The following is a 21,096-nucleotide window of genomic DNA, read 5'->3' on the forward strand; positions in this document are numbered from 1 at the left end:
GACGCCACGGAAGGCGGCCTAGTGTCGTTCCGCTGGAGGTGACTGGAGTCTGGTGGCTTCCCCGGTCTTCAAAACCGGCGACACGTCGACAAGGCGTGTGGTGGGTTCGATTCCCATCCACCTCCGCCAGCCCAAGGCCGCCGCCCGGCGGCGACAGACGAGGACGGTGACATGACGGCGAACGCCCCGCCCTTCGCGCTGCAGGACATGGCCGGCGAGCCACGGCGGTTTCCGAGCGGGCGTCCCAGCCTGATCGCCTTCGTCAAGGAGGACTGCAACACCTGCAACCTCGTCTCGCCGCTGCTGGAGGCCTTCCACCAGGTCTGGGGCGAGACGGCGGATATCTGGATGCTGGGCCAATCCGCGGACGGCAATGCGATCCTGAAGGACCGCCACGGCCTGACCTTGCCGATCCTGGACGAGAGCGCGCTCAAGACCTCGCTGGCCTGGGACTTCGACATTGTGCCCGCGGTCTACTGGATCGGCGCCGACGGTGAGCGCCGCGCGCAGGTCGAAGGTTTCGTCCGCGAGGAATGGGAGCGGCTGGCCGAGCAGGTGGCCCGCGACCTCGACGCGCCGGCCGTCCCCGTGACGTGGTCCGACTATCCCGAGTGGCGCCCGGGCTGCGGCTCCAAGCACCTGGATCCCGATATCCACGACCGGCTACTGGCCGACGCCGAAGACAGTCCGATCCGGGCCCGGCGCATCGAGATCGCCAGCAGCGACGACATCGACGAGTTCATGTTTGACCAGGGTTTCAGCGACGGCCTGCCGCTGGTGCCGCCGACGCCCGAGCGGGTGCTGCGCATGCTGTCCGGGACGACGCGGCATCCCCAGGACATCGTCGCCGTGGTGCCGCCCAACATGGCGCCCGCGACGGTCGAAAAGGTCGCGATCAACGCGGTCATGGCGGGCTGCCGGCCGGAATACCTGCCCGTGGTGATCGCCGCGCTCGAGGCGGTTTGCACCGACGAGTTCAACATGCACGGTGTGACGGCCACGACGATGGGCGCCGCGCCGGTGCTGGTGGTCAACGGCCCGGTCCGAAACCGTATCGGGATGAATATGAAGCTGGCGGCGCTGGGCAACGGCAATCGCGCCAACGCCACCATCGGCCGCGCGCTGCGCCTGGTGGTGCGCAACCTGGGCGGGGCCCGGCCCGGCGGCGTGGACCGCTCGACGCTGTCCAGCCCGATGAAGTTCACGATGTGCTTCGCCGAGTGGGAGGAGGGCTCGCCCTGGGACCCGCTGCACGTCGAGCGCGGCTTCCAGCGCGAGGACTCGGTGGTCACCGCCTTCGCCATGACCAGCGGCCCGGTCCAGATCGTGGACCAGGAATCGCGCAAGCCCGACCAGATCGCGGGCACGCTGGGGCTAGGCCTCGAGGGCGTGTTCCTGCCCAAGATCCACCGGATGCCCGTGGACGCGCTGCTGGTGGTCTGTCCCGAGCATGTGAAGACGCTCACCTGCGAGGGCGAGTATTCCAAGGCCCGGCTTCGCGAGCGGATTCAGACGGTGACCGCGCGGCCCTTGCGCGAGATGGTGGCGAACGAGGTCTCCGGGGCCGGGATCCCGGTCGCGTCCGCCGCCAAGATGAGCGAAACGATGCTGGCGACGCCGACGCCGAAGTTCGCCGACGGCAAGTTCATCCACATCGTGGTCGCCGGATCCGAGGCCGGCAAGTTCTCGGCGGCCTTCCACGGCTGGGTGACGGGCTCGGCCGGGTCGGCCGTCGTATCCAAGAAAATCGAAGACTGATAGCCTCGAAGACAGAGTTTGGAGGACGTCGATGACGACAATCCTGGATCCCACCGACGAGAGGGTCCCGGTCGCCCGGCAGATCACGCCGCGGACGGGAGACATCTCAGGCGTAATCGGCCTGCTGGACATCTCGAAGCCGCGGGGCAACGTCCTGCTGGACGAGCTGGAGCGCCTGCTCGCGGCGCGCTATCCCGACGCCGAGGTGCGGCGCTACGCCAAGCCCACCTTCGCCAAGCCCTGCCCGTCCGACCTGCGCCTGAAGATCAAGGCCGAGTGCGACGTGCTGGTGGAAGCGCTCGCCGATTGAGGATCATGCACGACGTGCAGTCTGCACGACACTGTGTGGTTCGAGATCCAGGGCCTTCCCGCCGTCTCTATCGCGTCCAGCGAGTTCGCCGAAGCCGCCGAAGTCCAGCGTAAGGCGCTGGGCATGGATGGCGCGCGCTACGTCCTGGTGGATCACCCGATCCAGGACGCCACCGACGACGAGATGCGCGGCAAGGCGCACGCCGTGCTGGAACAGGTGATCGAGGCGCTGACCGTCTAGAGCGCGTTGATGGGATGCGGCGCGTGCGCCGCATCCCATGACGCCATACATTCCAAGTCATATCCGGTCGCGGCTCGCCGACGCGCCCGGCTACAGCCCGAGCACCATCTTGGCCATGATGTTGTGCTGGATCTCGTTCGAGCCCGCGTAGATCGAGGTCTTGCGGTAGTTGAAGTAGTGCGGGGCCACCGTCGCGGCGTAGTCCGGACCGGCGCGGAAGGTGTTGCCGCCGGGGCGGAGCATCTCCCAGGTGTCCTGCACGAAGGGCTGGGCGTAGATGCCCGCGGCTTCGAGCGCGAGCTCGGTGACCGCCTGCTGCATCTGGCTGCCTTCCAGCTTCAGCATCGACGAGACGGCGCCCATGGCGTCGCCGTTCGCCCGGCCCGCGAAGATGCGCAGCTCGGTGGCGTTCAGCGCCTCGACCTTGATCTCGACCTCGGAGAGCTTCTTGCGGAAGTCGGGGTCGCTCATCATCGAACCGCCGCCGTCGGCGCGCTCCAGGTTGGCGATCTTGCGCACCTTCTTCATCTGAGCCGAAAGGCCCGGCGCATAGGCGTTGCCGCGCTCGAACTGCAGCAGGTACTTGGCGTAGGTCCAGCCCTCGCCTTCCTTGCCGATGCGGTTGGAGACCGGCACACGGACGTTGTCGAAGAACGTCTCGTTGATCTCTTGTTCGCCCTCGGGCGGGCCGTCCAGCGTGGGGATCGGCCGGATGGTGATGCCCGGCGTCTTCATGTCGATCAGCAGGAACGAGATGCCCTTCTGGCGGATCTCCTCGTTCGAAGTGCGCACCAGGCAGAACATCCAGTCGGCCCATTGGGCCAGCGTCGTCCACGTCTTGCTGCCATTCAGCACATAGTGGTCGCCGTCACGCTCGGCCTTCAGAGCGAGGGAGGCCAGGTCCGAGCCCGATCCGGGTTCGGAATAGCCCTGACACCACCACACGTCGGTGGTGAGGATCTTGGGCAGGTGCTGGGCCTTCTGTTCCGGCGTGCCGAACGCCATCACCACCGGCGCGCACATGCGCAGGCCCATGTTCGAGGTGGAGGGGGCGCCAGCCAGGGCCATCTCCATGTCGAAGACGTACTTCTTGCCCAGGCTCCAGCCCGTGCCGCCGTACTCGACCGGCCAGTCGGGGGCGATCCAGCCCTTTTCCCCCAGCCGCTTGAGCCAGCGGACCTGGGCTTCCTTGTCGAGGTGGTTGTTCTTCGACTGGGCCAGTTTGGCCCGCATGTCGTCGTCGAACGCCTCGGCGATGAAGGCTCGGACCTCGTCGCGGAAGGCGAGGTCTTCGGGGGCGAAGTCCAGGTCCATGGCCGTCTCCTCAGCCGATGCCGTCGAGCAGTTCCACCTCAGGGCGCCCAGCGAGGACGCCGGCGAACTTCGGGCCCGCGGCCTTGAAGTAGTCGGTCTGGCCGTGGACGGTCACCGCGTCCTGGTCCGTGTACAGCTCGAGGACCTTGTACTCCTGGGGATCCTTGCGGCTCTTCGTGAGCTGGTAGGCGATGTTGCCCGGCTCGTTGGCGCGCACCTGTTTGGCGAGCTCGGTAAAGAAGGCCTCGAACTCGGCGTTCTTGCCCTCTTGGATCTTCATGGTGGCCACGATGCCGATCGTCATACCGTTCTCCCAACGACTGTTTGAATGGACGGTAGAGAACGGCGCTTCCCGCCGCAAGCCTGCCCCGCCAATGAGTCATGCGCCGCGCACGGGCGGCGACCTGCACCGGTGACGGCGGCCCGGGCTCTGGTCGACTCGGCGAGCGTGTGGCGGACGCGGCTAGCGCCGCTCGTTCCAGCCGTAGGCCACCCAGTGGTGGCCGCCCAGGTGGCGGGCTTCGATGATGTCGCTGTCGCGCCGGCGGGCGCGGACGGTGCGGCGGGCGCGCATCGCGAGGCCCGCGAAGGCCAGCAGCGCCGAGCCCATGATCGCGATCACAGCCACGGTCGCGGCCGCGAACACGGCGAGGACGGCGCCCACGAGAACGGCGCAGGCGGTGGCGATCGTGGCGGCGACGGCGGCCAGGCTGCGAAGGGCGGAACCCGAATTCGCGGCGAAGTCCTTGACCATTTCAGCTCCTCGACGGCGGGGCCTGACCCGGTCCGTGAAAGGTACATGTCAGCACAGTGGTTGCGATCGTCAACCGCGGATGTGTCGGAAACGCGACCACAGCGAGACTATGCCGCGCCCAGCGACAGCGAGCGGCGCTCCAGCTGCACCTGGTCGTAGGCCGCGTTGATGGCCGCGGCCTTGGCCTCGGCCACCTCAACGAACTCGGCGGGCAGCCCCCGCGCACGGGCGCGATCGGGATGGGATTCGGACAGCTGAGCGCGCCATGCGGCGCGCACCACATCGTCCGGCGCGTCGGGCGCGACGCCCAGGATCACGTAAGGGTCATCGTTGGCCGCGCCCAGATGGGTGGCCTTCAGCCTCCGGAACGTCAGCGGCGACAGGCCGAACAGCTCGCAGACCCGCTCGAGATAACTGAGCTCGTCCGAGGTGACGACGCCATCCGCCGCAGCGATGTAGAACAGGCCGTCCAGCACGTCCTCGAGGATCTGGGGGCAGCTGCCATAGCGCTTCTTCAGCCTGCGGGCGTAGCCCTCGAAGCCGCGGGTGGTCTGGCGCGCCAGTTGGTAAAGGCGGCGGATCGCGCCCTCGCTGCCCGGCTCAGCCTGGAAGATGGCGTGGAAGGTGTCGTACTCGTCGGCGTGGGCCTCGCCGTCGGCCTTGGCCAGCTTGGCGCCCAGGGCCGTCACAGCGGTGGTGAACGCCGGATCCTCACCGGGGAGGCCGGGCGGGCAGACATCGCATTCCGCCTCATCGACCCCTCGAACTGCGAGGCCGGCTATTTTGCGCCAGAAGCTCATTTCGCTATGGCATGCCTTAAGACCCGGGCGATCCGGTGACAATCGTGCGGAGGGGTTAAGTTTTGGACAGGCGTTGCGCCTTTTGGATCGATCGGGGTGGCACGTTCACCGATGTGATCGGGCGCTGGAGCGACGGCGAAGAGGTTTCGCTGAAGCTTTTGTCCGCCTCGCCCAGCTATCCGGACGCCGCCGTGGAGGCCATGCGCCGCATCCTGGGCGCCGCGCCGGGCGCGCCGTTCCCCGCTGAACGGGTCCAGGCGATCAAGATGGGCACGACGGTCGCGACCAACGCGCTGCTGGAGCGGCGGGGCGCCAAGACCCTGTTCGTCACCACCGAGGGCTTCGCCGACGCGCTGGAGATCGGCGACCAGGCGCGACCCGACCTGTTCGCGCTCAACATCGAGAAGCCCGCGCCACTTTATGCCGGCGTCGTGGAGGCGGCCGAGCGGCTGGCGGCCGACGGATCGGTCGTGTCTGCGCTGGACGAGAACGCGCTGCGGGCAGACCTGGCCGCCGCCGTCGCCGACGGCTTCACCTCGGCAGCCATCGCCTTCCTTCACGCCGACCTGAATGCCGCGCACGAGCAGCGGGCGGGCGAGATCGCTCGCGAGGCCGGGTTCGACTTCGTGGCGCTGTCGTCCGAGGTCTCGCCCCTGCCCCGTTTCGTGCCTCGGGCGGAGACGACGGTGGCCGACGCCTATCTGACGCCTGTGCTGCAGGCCTATGTGCGGCGGGTGGCCGAGGCGGTGGCGGGCGCGCCGCTCTACTTCATGACCTCGGCCGGCGGGCTGGTGGCGGCCGAAGCGTTCCGGGGCCGGGACGCGGTGGTCTCGGGCCCGGCGGGCGGCGTCGTGGGCGTGGCGCGGACCGCGGCGGAGGCCGGCGCGGACGCCGTGCTGGGCTTCGACATGGGCGGCACCTCCACCGACGTCTGCCGGTTCGCCGGCGCGCTGGAGCGGCGTGACGCGGCGCACGTGGCCGGCGTGAGGCTGCGCAGCCCCATGCTGGACGTGGAGACGGTGGCGGCGGGTGGCGGCTCGATCCTGACGTTCGACGGGATGCGGGCGCGGGCGGGTCCGGCCAGCGCCGGCGCCGATCCGGGGCCGGCCTGCTACGGGCGCGGCGGGCCGGCAGCGGTGACGGACGCCAACCTGGTCCTGGGCCGCCTGGACCCGCGCTTCTTCCCGCCGGTGTTCGGGCCGCAGGGCCACGCGCCGCTGGACCCGTCGGCGAGCCGGGCGCGGCTGGAGGCCCTGGCGGCGGAGATGGGTGTCACGGTCGAAGCGGCGGCCGAGGGATTCGTGGCGGTCGCCGTCGAGCAGATGGCTCAGGCGGTCCGGCGCATCTCCACCGAGCGCGGGTTCGACCCACGGGAACATGCGCTGGTGGCCTTCGGCGGCGCGGCCGGTCAGGTGGCCTGCCAGACGGCCGAGTCGCTGGGCGTGGATCAGGTGCTGTGCCCCCGCTACGGCTCGGTGCTGTCGGCCTGGGGCATCGGTCAGGCGCAGGTGACGGCACTGCGGCAAGCGGGGCTCGAGGCGCCGCTGGCGCAGGGGCTCGGCGTGGCCGAGGCGGCGCTGGCGGGGCTGGAGGTCGCCGTGCGGGCCGACATGGCGGCCCAGGGCGCCGAGACGGGCGACATTCGCCGGACGTTGCGGCTGCGGTACGACGGCGCCGACGCGGAGCTGCCTGTGGCGCTCGGCGATGCCGCGTCGGCGAGGGCGGCGTTCGAGGCCGCCCACCAGCGCCTGTTCGGCTTCGTGGAGCCCGAGCGCGCGATCCTCATCGCCGCGGTGGAGGCGGAGGCTTTCCCTCCCCTTCACGGGGAGGGTGGCGACCCCGGACTTGTTCCCGGTGAGACGGGCGGGGAAGCCGGGGGCCAGAGCACCGAACTCACAGATCACGCGCCACACTTCCCCACCCCGACGGCTTCGCCGTCTGCCCCTCCCCATGAAGGGGAGGGAAAGGCGAGGATGTACGCCCTCGGCGCCTGGCATGAGGCGCCGGTCGTGGCGGCCGAGTCGCTGAGCCAGATCGACGGCCCGGCGCTGATCGTGCGCGCCGACACCCAGATCGCCCTCCTCCCCGGTTGGCGCGCCTCGGCCGAAGCCGGCGGCCTGATCCGCCTCACCCGCACCGCGGCGGCCGCCCGCCAGACCATCGCGCTCGACAAGGCCGACCCGGTCACGCTGGAGCTCTTCAACCGGCGCTTCATGGGCGTGGCCGAGGCCATGGGCGCGGCGCTGGAGCGGACGGCGCATTCGGTGAACATCAAGGAGCGGCTCGACTTCAGCTGCGCGCTGTTCGACGCCGACGGCGGGCTGGTGGCGAATGCACCGCACATGCCGGTGCACCTGGGCTCGATGGGCGCCAGCGTGCGGGCGGTGCGCGACCGTCACCCCGAGCTGAAGGCCGGTCAGGCCTTCGCGCTGAACAACCCTTACGCCGGCGGCACGCACCTGCCCGACATCACGGTCGTCATGCCGGTGTTCATGGCGGACACCGACGCCCCCTCCACCACTTCGTGGTCCCCCTCCCCCGAAGTCTCCGCTTCGGGGGAGGAACCCAGCTTCTACGTCGCCGCGCGCGGCCACCATGCGGATGTGGGCGGCATCCAGCCCGGCTCGATGCCCCCGTTCTCAACGTCGATCGACGAGGAGGGTGTCATGCTGGACGCCCTGCCGATCATGGCCGGCGGCCGCTTCCTGGAGGCTGAGACGCGCGCGGCGCTGGGGTCCGGCCGGTGGCCCGCCCGTGCGCCCGATCGCAACCTCGCCGACCTCAAGGCCCAGGTCGCGTCCTGCCAGGCCGGCGCGGCGGCGGTGTCGGACATGATCCGCAGCTATGGCGCGGAAGCGGTGGCCCGCTACATGGGGTTCGTGCAGCAGAACGCCGCCGAGGCCGTGCGGCGCGCCATCGGCAGCCTGAGCGACGGCGAGGGCCACGCCCCGATGGACGGCGGCGGCGGGATCGCGGTGACGACCACCGTCGACGCCGTAGCCCGCGAGGCGGTGCTGGACTTCACCGGCTCGGCCGACCAGGTCGCCAGCAACTTCAACGCCCCCTCAGCCATCGTCGACGCCGCGGCGCTCTACGTGTTCCGTACGCTGGTGGACGACGACATCCCGCTGAACGCCGGCTGCCTCGAGCCGCTGAACATCCTCACGCGGCCCGGCTCGATGCTGGCGCCGCGCCCGCCGGCCGCCGTGGTCGCCGGCAACGTCGAGACCAGCCAGCACGTGGTGGACGCGCTCTACGCGGCGCTGGGGGTGATGGCGAACAGCCAGGGGTCGATGAACAACTTCACCTTCGGCGACGAGGCGCGGCAGTACTACGAGACCATCTGCGGCGGGGCGGGCGCCACGGCCACGCGCGACGGGGCCAGCGCCGTCCACAGTCATATGACCAACTCGCGCCTGACCGATCCCGAGATCCTGGAGCGCCGCTTCCCGGTGCGGGTGGAGCACTTCAGCGTGCGCCACGGATCGGGCGGCGACGGCCGGCATCGCGGCGGCGACGGGGTTCGGCGCCGCATCCGGTTCCTGGCCCCGATGGAGGCGGCCCTGCTCTCCTCGCGGCGGGAGCATGCGCCCCAGGGGCTGGCCGGCGGGGGTCCCGGACTGCCCGGCCGGCAGCGTTTGATCGCCGCGTCGGGCGCGGTTAGTGAACTTCCCGGCTGCTTCTCCGTTACGGTGGAGCTAGGCGACGCGATCGAGATCGAAACCCCGGGGGGTGGCGGGTTCGGTGGGTCGCCCGGTTCGGCGCGAAGCTGACAAAATCTCCGTACACAAGGTTCTGAATGACGCCCTTCGCCATCGCCCTCGCCCTGTTCGCCCAGGATCCCGCGCCCGCCGCCGCCGCGCCGCCGCCCCCCGCGGCCGAGGCTCCGGAAGACCGCCTGCCCACGGGCGCGCCCCGCGACGACTACCAGTTCGTTGGCTGGTGCTATGGCGCGCTGCGCGGCTACCTCGACCTGCACGATGAAGTGATGCCCGAGGTCACCCGGATCGAGAGCCAGTTCCGCAAGCCCGGCACCAGTCTGGCCGACGACCTGAAGGTCTATGCCGACATGCAGAAGCAGGGCCGCGCCCAGCTGAAGACCTTTCAGGCCGCGCTGACGGCCGCGGAGAAGGCCTCGGTGCGCCCGATCAACACCATCGGCGCCGGCGCCGTGCGCCAGGGCCGCCAGGTCTGGAACGTGGGTCCCGAGGTCACCCAGGCCCGCAAGGCGCAGGAGTGGATGAGCTGGACGCTGCCCGCCCGCTGCGAGACGGTCGCCGCTTCGCTGGAGCAGAAGGCCAAGCTGATGGGCGCGACGTTCCGCGTGAACGAGGCGGCCCCGGCCCCCGAGGCGGCTGCCGCCGAAGCGCCGGCTCCGGAACCGACGCCGACCGATCCGCCGGCGAAATAGACAGGCCGACCAGCAGCCTTCTCCCCTTGCGGGAGAAGGCCCGCGTAACCCCCTCTTCATCGGAGCGGGCCGACGCTTGGCCGTGGCTGAACTCCTTGCGCTCTACCTCGTGATGATCAACGCCGCGACGGTCACCGCCTTCGCGCTCGACAAGCGCGCGGCGGCGCGCGGGGGCTGGCGCACGCCCGAGCGGCGGCTGCTGGTGCTGGCGGCGCTGGGCGGCTCGCCGGGCGCGCTCGCGGCCCGCGCGCTGTTCCGGCACAAGACCCGCAAGGCCGGGTTCAGCGCCTGGCTGTGGGGGATCGCCGTGGCCCATGCCGTGCTGGCGGCCTGGCTCGCCTACCGGGCCTTGAGGTAGCCGGCGAGACGCTCGAGGCCCGCGGCGTTCTTCTCGGGCCGTGCGGCGAAGCACCAGCGCAACCAGCCCTCGCCTTCCGGGCCGAACGCCGAGCCCGGCGCGAGCCCCAGCCCCGCCTCGGCGATCAGCGCCTTGCAGAGCGCCACGGAGTCCGTGCAGCCCTCGACACGGAAGAAGGCGTAGAGCCCGCCGTCCGGCGACGGCGCCTCGACGCCGGGCAACGTGCGCAACACCCCCAGCACCTGGTCGCGCGCGGCGGTGAGCTCGGCCTTGAGCGCGGTGACCACCGGCTCGCCGTGGTCCAGCGCCGCCTTGGCGCCCGACTGGACGAAGTCGGGCGCGCACGAGGTGTTGTATTCGATCAGCACGCCCAGGCCGTCCATCATCGCCGGCGGGACGACCATCCAGCCCAGCCGCCAGCCGGTCATGCGCCAGGCCTTCGAGAAGCTGTTCGTGCCGATCACCCGATCTTCCGGGGTCACCAGCGGCAGGAACGATGGCGCGGTGGGCGCATCGAACGCCAGGCGCTCGTAGACGTCGTCGCAGATCAGCCAGATGCCCAGCTTGCGGCAGCGTTCCAGCACGGCGGCGCGGTCCTCGGCCGGCAGCATCCAGCCCGTCGGGTTGTTGGGCGAGTTGAAGATCAGCGCCTTGGTGTCGGGGGTCAGGGCGTCGAGCAGCCGGTCCAGGTCCATGCGCCAGCGGCCCTGCGCCGGCTCCAGGGGCATGACCTCGACCTGGCCCGACAGGATCTTGGGGATCTCGGGCACGTTGGGCCAGATCGGCCCGCCCACCACGACGCGGTCGCCCGGCGAGACCACCAACTGGGCCGCCAGCATCAGGGCGCTGACCCCGGCGCTGGTGATCGCCAGCCGGTTTTCCGCGATCGACGCGCCGTGCAGGTCGCTCAGGTAGCGCGAGAGCGAGGCGCGGACGTCGGCGCGGCCCAGGTTGTGGGTGTAGAAGGTGCGCCCTGCCAGCAGGTCGTCGGCCGCGGCCTGGCGGATGAACTCCGGCGTGGGCTGGTCGGACTCGCCGAACCAGAAGGCCAGGATGTCGTCGCGCCCCATCCCGGCGTTCGCCACCTCGCGGATCCGGGACATGCGGAGGTCCTGGACCTCTTGGCGGGGGAGCGTGTCGTGCATGGGCCAGAGATAGAGGACGGAGGCTTCCCGAGCCAGCGCACCGCGTCCGCGCCGTAGGCGCTGTCGGGGTGAACCACGGATTTCACGGATGGGCGCCGTACCGGCCGATGCGCCGGGCTTGGACTGACAATCCGTGAAATCGGTGAAATCCGTGGTTTGAAGTCAGGCGCGCTTCGCGCGGAACCACGGACCATCGCGGACCAGCACGGACGGGCTCAGCGAGTGATCCGTGATGGTCCGTGATGGTCCGTGGTTCGAAGACGGCTTCGCCGGAACCACGAAATACACGAACGGGCATGAGGCGGCCCGCGGGCGGCGGGAGCCGGCTCGCTTTCGTGTATTTCGTGTCTTTCGTGGTTTGAATTCAGGGCGCTACGCGCGGGCTCGGCGGTCAGGCGGAGTTGGGCCAGCGGGGCGGGGCGCCGGGGCCAGGTCGGGGTGGCGCGGCGGAGCCCAGGAGTTTGTGGCGGATCGGCGCTTGCGGCGGGCGGGCCAGGACGGCGACGCCGGTGGGTCTTGATGGGCCCGGTTCGGGCGATGGCGGATCGGCTTTCGCCTGCGCCAGGAGGTCCCGGAGGTTCGGCAGGAGCCCGGCGGCCTCTGGGGGAAGGCGGTCTTCGAGACGGGCCGCGTCCCGGGCGACCACGCCCAGGGTGCTCAGGAATCTCGGCAGGCTGACGGGCTCGTAGTCGCGATCGCGTTCCCGCTCCAGTTCCGGGCGCTCGCTGCGTTCGACAGGCTCATGTTCCGCCCGCTCCCGCTCGGGGACCTCGGCGCGGGCGGGCGTCGCCTTGGGTGGCGCGCGCAGGGTCATGCAGAGGCGGATGCCCATGCGCACGGCGAACGTGCACTTGGTGAAGCCCTCGACGAGTTGGAGGCAGCGCCCGGTATCGGCTTCGGCCTTCGCCGCCGCGGCGAGCGTCGTCGCCAAACCGTAGGCGCAGTCGACCAGCCCCTCCAGCATCTGGAGCTCACGCGCGTCGCGGGCGGCCTCGGTCGACATGAGAACAAAGATAGAACAAGAACCGGCGTTCGTCAAGACGCCGCCTAGCCGAGGAATGGCTTCGACCCATGTCAGACATTCGGCGAGCCAGCTATACCGTAACGATGAAGCCACCGTCCCGACTGGTCCTCTCACGCCGAAAGGACCGAATGCACCTAGCGAAGAGCTTCTGCCAGCGGGCTGGCCTCACGGTGCTCCCGCATCCACGGAGAAGGGCGTTCGGGTATGCCGCCTACTATGTCGATGTTCCGGGCGACTACCCCAGAGAGCGGGCTGCCCGCATAGCCCGGCAGATGCATGTGATGCGCCGCAGGTTGAGGTTGGAACACGTCCGCAAACGCCTTCTGGACATTGCTGGCCTTCGCCCGCCGCCTTGGAAGCGCGCTCAGTTCCAGAGGGAACCGCCCCTTTGGGTTCGCATCTTGGGCCGCTAGGTCCGCAACCCACCCCTGGCTGACGTTGCCGACAGCTGCTCCCCGCGCGGTCTGCGAGAGTCCGCTGTGGTCCCCGACGCCAGAGCGTGCAATCGACCCGTTGCTGACGTCAGACCGCTAGCGCAAGCGGTCCCACCTCGTGATCGCGACACCAATGCCGATCACGAGCGCCAGAAAGGCGATCCCGATCATCCACTGCTCCGCGCTCATTCCGGCCCCCTGCTCGCAGCGCAGCATGAGCGACCTTCGGTCCGCAATCCACCCACGGGCGACATTGAGAACGTCCGCTCGTCGACAGGTCTCGGATGGTGCTCAGAGGACGTGCGGATGTCCCTCCCGGAGGCGAGGGAAACTTCAGAGCTTTCGCTTCTGGGCCAGGGCGGTGCAGCTGGCGGAGCCGATGTGGCCTTCGATGTCGTGCAGCAGGCAGTCGCCGACGGCCACGCCGTCGGTGGCGCCGTGGGTGAGGCTTTCGAAGCCGATCCACTCGCCAACCGGTTCGCGGTGCAGGTACACGGTGACGTCGGTGTTGATGTAGCCCAGGCCCTGGTCGCCCACATGGGCGAAGGGGCTGGCGAAGTCGGCCGCCACGGCGACGCGCTGGAAGGGCGTCAGGTCGAGGCCGTCGACGATCTCGCGCACCTCGGCCATCCAAGTGCGGCGGGGCTCGAAGCCGCGCATCGTTCCGGAGATCGGCCGCATCTTCCACATGCCGCCCATCGGGCCGTCCTGCGGCGGGGTGTCGTCGGGGGCCGGCGCGCCCCAGGGCTCGCGCTTCCAGACATTGCCGGGGGCGTTCTCGGTCTTGCGCAGCAGCTGGCAGGTGGCGCGGCCGGCGCTGACGCCGCCCGAGATGAACTCGGCGTCGATGACCTTGATGCGATAGCCGTCCTTGACGGTGCGGGTGACCACCTCGACCGGCGACAGGTCGGGCAGCTTGTACATGTCGACGGTCAGGCGGGCGGGCATGTACTCGGCGCCGCCATGGCGGCGTTCGATCTCGGCGCCCAGCAGGCCGATGATCACCCGGCCATGCAGCGAGTTCTTGTCCCAGGGGCCGATGCCGGCGTTGGTGGGCACGAAAAGATCGCCGTCTTTTCGAAAGAAGGGTTCGTTTTTCTGCGTCATGTCGGGCGGGAACCTGCCGGAACGGCTCAGGCTTGGCTAGCTTCCGCTGCGTCGGGCTCCAGCTCGTCCTTCGCCAGGATCGCGGTCACCGCCATGTCGCCGGTGACGTTGCCCAGGGTGCGGAAGATGTCGGGGGCGACCTCGACGGCCAGCAGGATGGGCAACAGGTCGATCGGCAGGCCCAGGGCGATGCAGATGGGCGCCACGCTGACGATGAACGACACCTGCCCCGGCAGCCCCACCGACCCCACGCTGACCGCCAGGGCCACGAAGACGGCGCCCGTGTATTGCAGCGCCGAGGGTTGCAGGCCGTAGACGTGGGCCACGAAGATGCAGGCGGCCAGGTTCACGGCCGGGCTGGTGAAGCGGAACACCGCGACGGCCAGCGGCAGCACCACATTGGCGATCCGTTCGGGCACGCCGAGTTCGTCGCGCGACCGCTCGATCATGGCGGGCAGGCAGGCCAGCGACGACTGGGTGGCGAAGGCCGCCGCCAGCACCGGCGAGGTCGCCTGGGCCCAGCGCCCGACCGGCACCCGGCCGACGGTGATGGCCAGGACGTAGCCGACGATGGCGATCACCAGCCCGGCCATCGAGGCCACGATGATGTACTGCCCCAGCACCCCGGCCGCGCCGACGCCGGCGCGCAGGCCGACGCCCAGGCCCAGCGCGAAGACGCCCAGCGGCGCCACGACCAGGACCCAGCGGACGATGACGATCATCGCCTCGCCCAGCGCGTCGAACACGTCCAGCAGCGCCCGGCCCTTGCCGCCCGGCAGGCGGGTGATCGCAAAGCCCACGAAGATGGCGAAGACCACCACCGGCAGGATCGCGTCCTCGGCGGCGGCCTTGATCGGGTTGGAGGGCGCGAGGCTCTTGACCCAGGCGACGAAGTCGGGGGCCGTGGCGATGTCGGCGGCGGGCGCCTGGGCGCCGGCCCGTAGCGCCGCGGACGCCGCCTCGCTCACCGGCCAGGCCGCCAGCACGCCGTTGACCAGCAGCACCGACGTCACCGCCGACAGCAGCAGCAGGGCCACGAACCAGACGACGGCGCGCACCGCCAGCCGGCCGGTGGCCGCGGCGTCCGACACCTGGGCGATGCCGCTGACCAGCACCGCGAAGATCAGCGGCACGACGGTCATCCGCAGCGCGTTGAGCCAGAGGCCGCCCAGCGCCTCGACGCCTTCGACCACGCGGGTGGCCGAGCCGCCGCCATAGGCCGCCGCCGCGGCGCCCACGGCCACGCCCAAGGCGAGTGCGATCAGCACCTGGACGCTCAGGGATTTCAGGAACTTCAACTTGGCCCCGCTGGCTGCTCAGCCCGCGATGTGGCCCGCGCCGGAGCGGGAGGGCAAGTAGAAGCGCTAACTGGCCTTCGGTTGGTAGCGAACCGACAGCGAAGCGGGCGTCGAGCCATCGGCGTCGCGCAGCCGGGTGGCGACATCCTGCAGGGCGGCGTCCTGGTCCGAGAAGCGGGCCAGTTCGGATCCTTCGCTGCGGACGATCCACTCGCCCGTCTCTTCGACAACTTCGTAACGCATCGCGCGGCGTTTAGGGTGAACGCCGCAGGTGCAACAACTGCGCGCATCGTCGCACGGCGGTTCACCTGACGCGCGAAACCACCTCGACGTCGCAGATGGTGAACGCCGCGCCCTTTTCCCGCTTGAGCGCGGCGACCCGGGCCTGGAAGGCCGGCCCGCGCGTGTCCATCACCTCCAGGCTGGGCCGCTCGGCCGGCGGCAGGTCGGCCAGCATGCGCACCTTGAGCATCAGGTCGGGGACCTTGGGCGGCTCGCCGACCGCCACGGTGTTGATCGCGCTCTGGCCGGCCACGACGCGTCCGACCACCGTGTACTCGTGGTCCAGCCGGCGCGCGGGCGCGCGCATGAAGAAGATCTCGCTGTTGGCGGTGCCGGGGTCGGCCTGGCGGCCCATGCCGACCACGCCCGGGCAATAGGCGCCCCAGCCGCGGATGCGCGGATCGGGCCGCAGCGCCTGTTCGGCCGCCGACACCGCCTGGAAGGGCGTCGCGCCCACGAAGCCTTCACGGGCGTCGCTGCGCTCCACGACGACGGCGGCCAGTTCGGGCGCGATTCGGAACGAGAACTCGGGCGGCAGGTCCGGATACTTCGAGGTCCCGCCGTCGCGGTTGTTGGGGTTGCCGGTCTGGGCGACGAAGCCGTCCAGGACGCGGTGGAACTGCAGGCCGTCGTAGACGCCCTCGCGGGCCAGCTGGCGGATCCGCGCCACGCCCTGCGGCGCGAACTCGGGCCGCAGCTCGACCACCACCTGGCCCTTGGTGGTGCCGATGACGAGGGTGTTCTCCGGATCGAGCGGACGCCAGTCGGCGGGGGCGCCAGGGGATGGCGCGGCGCCCATCAGCAGTCCAGCGACAGCGATCACCCCCAAAGCTCGAAACATCGTCGCCCCCGCTTCCAACGCTGCGCGCACCGCAGGCGCCGCTCGTTTGGAACCACGGAATACACGAAAAGACACGAAAGAGGCTGGGCGGGCCGCCGCGCTGGCGGGCCCTCAAGCGCTTTCGTGTATTTCGTGCTTTTCGTGGTTCAAGTCTGACGGCGCTTGCGCGCCACCACCGCGAAAGCGCTCGCTCGCCCCCATCCGACCGCCTTCTCCCCCCAGCGGGAGAAGGCGAATCCGCGGCGGCTCAGTACTTCCGGCAGAGCAGGTCGCGGATCACCGACGAGCGGCCGATCAGTTCGCCGTCGGGGCCGATCGCCTCGCGGGCCCGCTCGCTGGAGTCGAACCACACCGCCCCGCCCAGGCCCTGGGCGCGGCAGAAGGCGTTGGCGCCGCGATCGCCCGCCGCGACGTCCACGCCGCGGACCGTCGGGCGCGCGAAGAAGACCGTGCGCGAGCCGTCGACGCCGCGCGATCCGCCCTGCCACCCGCCGCCGGGATAGCCGCCGCCGGGACCGCCCGGATAGCCGCCGCCGCCGGGCCGGCCGGCCGGCTCGATCGACGAGACCTGAGCCATCAGCCCGAGGGTGTGCAGGTTGGCCACCTCGCCGCGCACCTCTTGGCAGCGGCCGCGGAAGTCGTCGTGCTCGCAGATCAGCCAGCGCCCCTCGAACCGGGCGCTCTGGGCGCGGTCGTTGAAGCGCCACTTGCCCAGATCGGGCGCCGACTGGGTTATGGTGACGGAATTGCCCTGGAAGTTGGGCTGATCGTACAGCGTGGCCGAGCCCCCGCGATAGGGTTGGGCGGTCGCGGCGCCGGCCAGGGTCAGGGCCGCGAAGGCCGCCATGCAGATCGTCTTGGACATCGGGGGCCTCCACAGCCGGTTACCAGGCCAATGAAGCTGGGCCGTCATGAACCGCGCCTGAAACGCGGGCGCAGGTTGGCGTCAGCAAAGCCGGATTGATGCGAAATTGGCTACAATCTTCTTCCAGTGACTCGATTTATCTCCGGACAGGACACATTACCTTCCTTCTCGAAGACGGCGCGCTCCCCCGCGCCTAAGGAGAGACACAGATGATCGACAAGCGTCCCTTTGCGCGCCTCGGCGGCGCCGACCATGGCTGGCTCAAGGCTCGCCACCACTTCTCGTTCGCCAGCTACTACGACCCCGACAACATGGGCTGGGGCCCGATCCGGGTGTGGAACGACGACGAGATCGCCCCCAACTCCGGCTTCCCGCCGCATCCGCACGCCGACATGGAAATCGTCACCTACGTCCGTCAGGGCGCGATCACCCATCAGGACAGCCTGGGCAACCAGGGCCGGACCGAGGCGGGCGACGTGCAGGTGATGAGCGCCGGCAGCGGCATCCGCCATGCCGAGTACAACCTCGAGCCCGAAACCACGACGCTGTTTCAGATCTGGATCGAGCCGTCCTCGACGGGCGGCAAGCCCAGCTGGGGCGCCAAGCCCTTCCCCAAGGGCGACCGGGCCGGCAAGTTCGTGACCCTGGCCAGCGGCGTGCCCGGCGACGACGACGCGCTGCCGATCCGCACGAACGGTCGCGTCTCGGGGGCCACCCTGAAGGCCGGCGAGACCACCGAGTACGTGCTGGGCAAGGACCGCCACGCCTATCTCGTGCCCGCGGTCGGCTCGGTCGAGGTCAACGGCGTGCGCCTGAACGCCCGCGACGGCGCCGCCGTCAAGGACGAGGACGTGCTGAAGGTCACCGCGCTGGAAGACGCCGAGATCGTGCTGGTCGACGCGGCGGCCTAAGCGAAGTCCCGCCTGGACCACCGGTCCGGGCGGGACGTTTCGGTTCAGGCGGCGCGGCGGGTCGTCGCCGGGGCCGACGCGCCGCTGACGCGGAACTGCCGGACCAGGGCGAACAGGTGATCCACCTGCTGGTTGAGCGTCAGCGTCGCGGCGGTCGATTCCTCGACCATCGCGGCGTTCTGCTGGGTCATCTGGTCCATCTGGTTCACCGCCGAGTTGACCTGGGCGAGGCCCGTCGCCTGCTCGGTGGACGACCGGGCGATGTCCGACACCAGACCGTTGATTTCGGTCACCTGGCCCAGGATGCGCTCCAGGGCCTGACCGGTGCGGCCGACCAGGTCGACGCCCTGCCCCACGTGCTGGGTCGAGCTTGAGATCAGCACCTTGATCTCCTTGGCCGCTTCGGCTGAGCGCTGGGCGAGGCCGCGGACTTCCGACGCCACGACCGCGAAGCCCTTGCCCGCGTCGCCGGCGCGCGCCGCTTCGACGCCGGCGTTGAGCGCCAGCAGGTTGGTCTGGAACGCGATCTCGTCGATCACGCCGATGATCTGGCTGATCTGCTGCGACGACTGCTCGATGCCGCTCATGGCCTGAACCGCCTCGCGGACGACCACGCTGGAATCCTCGGCGTCCGCCTTCGAGGCGGCGACCACCGCCTGGGCGCGCGCGGCGCCCTGGGCCGAGGTCGAGACGGTGGCGGTGATCTCGTCGAGCGCGGCCGCGGTCTCTTCCAGGTTGGCCGCCTGCTGCTCGGTGCGCCGCGACAGGTCGTCGGCGGCGGCTCCGATCTCGTTGGAGCCCCCGCGGATCGCTTCCGCGGCGGCCACGATGGTGCTCAGCGTCTCTTCCATTTTCGCGATGGCGTCGTTGAAATCGACCCTCAGGCGCTCGTATTCGCCGTCGAAGGACTGTTCCAGGCGGAAGTCCAACTCCCCGGCCGACAGGCGTTGCAGGCCATCCGCCAGTCGCTCGACCACGTCGCCCAGCGCGCGCTCACGGGCCTGCCGCTCGGCGTTGACCGAGCTCTCGGCCTCGATTTCCGTGCGACGGCGGCGCTCGTCTTCTTCGGCCGCGGCCCGGGTGACGATCATCTCCTGGAAGCGGCGCACGGCGCGGCCGATGTCGCCCACTTCGTCGCGGCGCCCGGCGCTCTTGAGCTCGCGGTCGATGTCGCCGTCGGCCAGATGGCCCATCTCCTCGGCCAGGTCGTTGATCGGCCGCACCACGGTGCGCAGCGCCAGGATCACGAGGCCGAGGCCGAACAGGATCGCCGCAACGACCGATCCCGCCATCAGGCCCTTGCCGAGAAGGGATTGCCGCTCAGCGGCGGCGGCGTCCGCATTGGCCGCCGCCTCGATCTTGTCCGAGGCCGCGCCCATGGCGACTTCCAGCGTGTCGAAGCTCTGCTTGAACGCCGCCATGCGGGCCTTCGCCGCCGCCGGATCCGTCGCCTCAAGGGTCGCGATCTCGGTGGCCTGGCGGATATAGGCGTCCAGCGGCTGAGTCAGGGCGTCGAGAGCCTGACGGATCGACGGGTCGACCGCCAGTTCGCGGCTGGCGCGCAGGGCGTCGCGGAATTCCTTCTCGTGCTCGGCCAGATCCTTGGCGGCGTCAGCCAGGCTGATCCCCATCGCGGGGTCGGCGCTGGCCAGCACCGACAGGACGTCCGAGCGCAGGGCGTCGTGCATCATGTCGGCCTGAAGGTGATTGCGCAGCAGCGTCGACGAGACGGACGACCGCTGCAGCGCATCGGTCAGCGTGGCCGCCACCCACAGCCCGCAACCTGCTGATGCAGCACCCAACGCCAGGACAGCGACCCCGGAAAATACAACCTTTTGACGAATACTGTTGAGCAAGTCGGACCCCCATCCGTTGATCGCCGGCAAAGAGCGCACTCACACTTAATGTCGAGTAAACTCTAAGCTGACCCAAAATGGGGAATGGTCTATATTTACGCATGTTTCACGCACTTCGCTTACTTGAGACGCCTCAAATCGCAGAAGCGAAGTAGATGTTGCACAAAACAGTATTCGCATACATGAACGCAACACTCGTTGCACTGGCAGCAGCCACCATCTCTTCTCCGTCATTGGCAGAAGAGGCGCCGATCTGGACACATGACGTCGTCTATACAGCCGACGTAATCGGGCCGGTCCGGGGCGGCCTCGCCAAGTCGGGCCGATACCTGGACAACCTGGACGTTACCTTGGATGGCGACCTCGAGCGCGCCGTCGGCTGGAAGGGCGCGACGGTCCACGCCTACGTCCTCAACAACATGGGCGGCCGACCGAACGACGTGGTCGCAACGCTGCAGGGCGTGGACAATATCGAGGTTTCGCGCGAGCGGCTTCGCCTCTACGAGCTGTGGATCGAGCAGTCGCTGGCGGGCGGCGCGGCCAGCATCCGGGCCGGCCTCTACGATCTGAACAGCGAGTTCTACACCACCGAGGCCTCGGACCTGCTGATCGCCCCGCCGTTCGGCATCGGTTCCGAGCTGGCGTCGACGGGGCCGAATGGCCCGTCGATCTTTCCGCTGACCGCGATGGCGGTGCGCGTCCGGGCGGGCGGCGAGACAGGCGGCTACGCCCAGGCCGCGGTGCTCAGCGCCAAGGCGGGCGCCTTCGACGCGCCGGGCGACCTGCAGCGCGGGCTGGACCGCGGCGCGATCCTGATCGGCGAAGCCGGCCATTCGGGCCGCGTCCGCCTGGCCGCCGGCGCGTGGACCTATACCGATCGCCAGGAGGACGTGCGCGACGTGACCGTGGCCGGCGATCCCGAACGCAGCTCGGCTTACGGCGGCTATGTGCTGGGCGAGGGCCGCATCTTCGGCGAGGACGACGCCTCGCGCGGCAGCGCCTTCGTGCGCCTGGGCCTGTCGGACGGCGACACCTCGCCGTTCCGCGGCGGCTGGCAGGCGGGCCTGCGCTGGGATCAGGTGGTCGCAAGCCGCCCCGACAGCGCGTTCTCGATCGGCCTGCATCAGGGTTGGCTGTCGAAGAAGCACCGGGCCAACATCCGCGACACGGGCGCGGCGCCCAGCAAGGCCGAGAGCGGCCTGGAAATCACCTATTCGGACACCATCGGCCGGGTGACCCTTCAGCCCGACCTGCAGTTCGTCCGCCATCCCGGTGGCGAGCGGGGCCGCAAGACGGCGATCGTCGCCGGCATGCGCGTCTCGATCGACCTCGACTAGCGTTCTGAGGTCCAGACGCGATTAGGCCCGCAGCTGGGGCGGCTGCGGGCC

Annotated in this window: 19 protein-coding genes and 1 tRNA gene; 8 read left to right on the forward strand and 12 right to left on the reverse strand. The window is 69.9% G+C overall.

The genetic code is table 11. The features are described 5' to 3' along the window. Positions 1-34: 34 nt before the first annotated feature. From ACQ66R_RS06895 to ACQ66R_RS06905, 3 genes are all read left to right on the forward strand, one after another. Positions 35-129 (forward strand) — tRNA-Sec (locus ACQ66R_RS06895). A gap of 42 nt (positions 130-171) precedes the next feature. Continuing rightward, positions 172-1,758: a TlpA family protein disulfide reductase gene (locus ACQ66R_RS06900; protein ID WP_430420435.1), complete on the forward strand. Its 1,587-nt coding sequence runs from the start codon at positions 172-174 to the stop codon at positions 1,756-1,758. A gap of 31 nt (positions 1,759-1,789) precedes the next feature. Beyond that, a complete protein-coding gene (locus ACQ66R_RS06905) occupies positions 1,790-2,308 on the forward strand; it encodes a UGSC family (seleno)protein (RefSeq protein ID WP_430420437.1) in 519 nt (172 codons plus the stop codon). Between the two features lie 90 nt (positions 2,309-2,398). Here ACQ66R_RS06905 and ACQ66R_RS06910 read toward each other — a convergent pair whose 3' ends face one another. From ACQ66R_RS06910 to ACQ66R_RS06925, 4 genes are all read right to left on the reverse strand, one after another. Continuing rightward, positions 2,399-3,622, reverse strand: a complete 1,224-nt coding sequence (locus tag ACQ66R_RS06910; RefSeq protein ID WP_293360928.1) for an acyl-CoA dehydrogenase family protein — start codon at positions 3,620-3,622, stop codon at positions 2,399-2,401. 10 nt (positions 3,623-3,632) lie between these two features. After that, positions 3,633-3,926 (reverse strand): putative quinol monooxygenase, encoded by a 294-nt coding sequence (locus tag ACQ66R_RS06915; RefSeq protein WP_430420440.1) that lies wholly within the window; start codon positions 3,924-3,926, stop codon positions 3,633-3,635. A gap of 159 nt (positions 3,927-4,085) precedes the next feature. Next, positions 4,086-4,376, reverse strand: coding sequence for a hypothetical protein (locus ACQ66R_RS06920; protein ID WP_430420442.1), 291 nt, complete (start codon positions 4,374-4,376; stop codon positions 4,086-4,088). A gap of 107 nt (positions 4,377-4,483) precedes the next feature. Beyond that, the gene (locus tag ACQ66R_RS06925) at positions 4,484-5,176 is read right to left on the reverse strand and encodes a TerB family tellurite resistance protein (protein WP_430420444.1); all 693 of its coding nucleotides are present in this window, start codon (positions 5,174-5,176) and stop codon (positions 4,484-4,486) included. 62 nt (positions 5,177-5,238) lie between these two features. Between ACQ66R_RS06925 and ACQ66R_RS06930 the strand changes: the two genes are divergently transcribed. The 3 genes from ACQ66R_RS06930 (at position 5,239) to ACQ66R_RS06940 (ending at position 9,945) form a co-directional block, all read left to right on the forward strand. Next, positions 5,239-8,949 carry a hydantoinase B/oxoprolinase family protein gene (locus ACQ66R_RS06930; RefSeq protein ID WP_430420446.1) on the forward strand — a complete coding sequence of 1,237 codons (3,711 nt, stop codon included), beginning with the start codon at positions 5,239-5,241 and terminating at the stop codon, positions 8,947-8,949. 26 nt (positions 8,950-8,975) lie between these two features. Next, a complete protein-coding gene (locus ACQ66R_RS06935; protein WP_430420448.1) occupies positions 8,976-9,587 on the forward strand; it encodes a hypothetical protein in 612 nt (203 codons plus the stop codon). Positions 9,588-9,669: 82 nt separating this feature from the next. After that, positions 9,670-9,945 carry a DUF1294 domain-containing protein gene (locus ACQ66R_RS06940; protein WP_430420450.1) on the forward strand — a complete coding sequence of 92 codons (276 nt, stop codon included), beginning with the start codon at positions 9,670-9,672 and terminating at the stop codon, positions 9,943-9,945. On the opposite strand, the gene ACQ66R_RS06945 is transcribed toward ACQ66R_RS06940, so the two are convergent. The 7 genes from ACQ66R_RS06945 to ACQ66R_RS06975 form a co-directional block, all read right to left on the reverse strand. Next, on the reverse strand, positions 9,927-11,048 hold the full coding sequence (locus ACQ66R_RS06945) for a pyridoxal phosphate-dependent aminotransferase (protein WP_430420452.1): 1,122 nt from the start codon (positions 11,046-11,048) through the stop codon (positions 9,927-9,929). The two genes, ACQ66R_RS06940 and ACQ66R_RS06945, sit on opposite strands and share 19 nt — an antisense overlap. A 433-nt stretch (positions 11,049-11,481) precedes the next feature. Further along, entirely contained in the window at positions 11,482-12,093 is a 612-nt protein-coding gene (locus tag ACQ66R_RS06950) for a hypothetical protein (protein ID WP_430420454.1), read from the reverse strand. A gap of 788 nt (positions 12,094-12,881) precedes the next feature. Then, entirely contained in the window at positions 12,882-13,607 is a 726-nt protein-coding gene (locus tag ACQ66R_RS06955; RefSeq protein ID WP_430420455.1) for a hypothetical protein, read from the reverse strand. Between the two features lie 74 nt (positions 13,608-13,681). Further along, a complete protein-coding gene (locus ACQ66R_RS06960) occupies positions 13,682-14,953 on the reverse strand; it encodes a dicarboxylate/amino acid:cation symporter (protein ID WP_430420457.1) in 1,272 nt (423 codons plus the stop codon). A gap of 66 nt (positions 14,954-15,019) precedes the next feature. After that, complete coding sequence (locus tag ACQ66R_RS06965; protein WP_430420459.1) at positions 15,020-15,196, reverse strand: hypothetical protein; 177 nt, start codon at positions 15,194-15,196, stop codon at positions 15,020-15,022. 61 nt (positions 15,197-15,257) lie between these two features. Then, complete coding sequence (locus ACQ66R_RS06970) at positions 15,258-16,058, reverse strand: peptidylprolyl isomerase (protein ID WP_430420461.1); 801 nt, start codon at positions 16,056-16,058, stop codon at positions 15,258-15,260. A gap of 265 nt (positions 16,059-16,323) precedes the next feature. Next, complete coding sequence (locus ACQ66R_RS06975; protein ID WP_430420463.1) at positions 16,324-16,941, reverse strand: beta/gamma crystallin-related protein; 618 nt, start codon at positions 16,939-16,941, stop codon at positions 16,324-16,326. A gap of 209 nt (positions 16,942-17,150) precedes the next feature. Between ACQ66R_RS06975 and ACQ66R_RS06980 the strand changes: the two genes are divergently transcribed. Next, complete coding sequence (locus tag ACQ66R_RS06980; protein WP_430420465.1) at positions 17,151-17,852, forward strand: pirin family protein; 702 nt, start codon at positions 17,151-17,153, stop codon at positions 17,850-17,852. Positions 17,853-17,896: 44 nt separating this feature from the next. On the opposite strand, the gene ACQ66R_RS06985 is transcribed toward ACQ66R_RS06980, so the two are convergent. Next, entirely contained in the window at positions 17,897-19,621 is a 1,725-nt protein-coding gene (locus ACQ66R_RS06985; RefSeq protein ID WP_430420467.1) for a methyl-accepting chemotaxis protein, read from the reverse strand. A gap of 269 nt (positions 19,622-19,890) precedes the next feature. On the opposite strand from ACQ66R_RS06985, the gene ACQ66R_RS06990 reads away from it, so the two are divergent. Beyond that, positions 19,891-21,045, forward strand: a complete 1,155-nt coding sequence (locus tag ACQ66R_RS06990; protein ID WP_430420469.1) for a carbohydrate porin — start codon at positions 19,891-19,893, stop codon at positions 21,043-21,045. The last annotated feature ends 51 nt before the right edge of the window (positions 21,046-21,096 follow it).

The organism is Phenylobacterium sp. (assembly GCF_965284355.1).
Classification (GTDB): domain Bacteria; phylum Pseudomonadota; class Alphaproteobacteria; order Caulobacterales; family Caulobacteraceae; genus Phenylobacterium.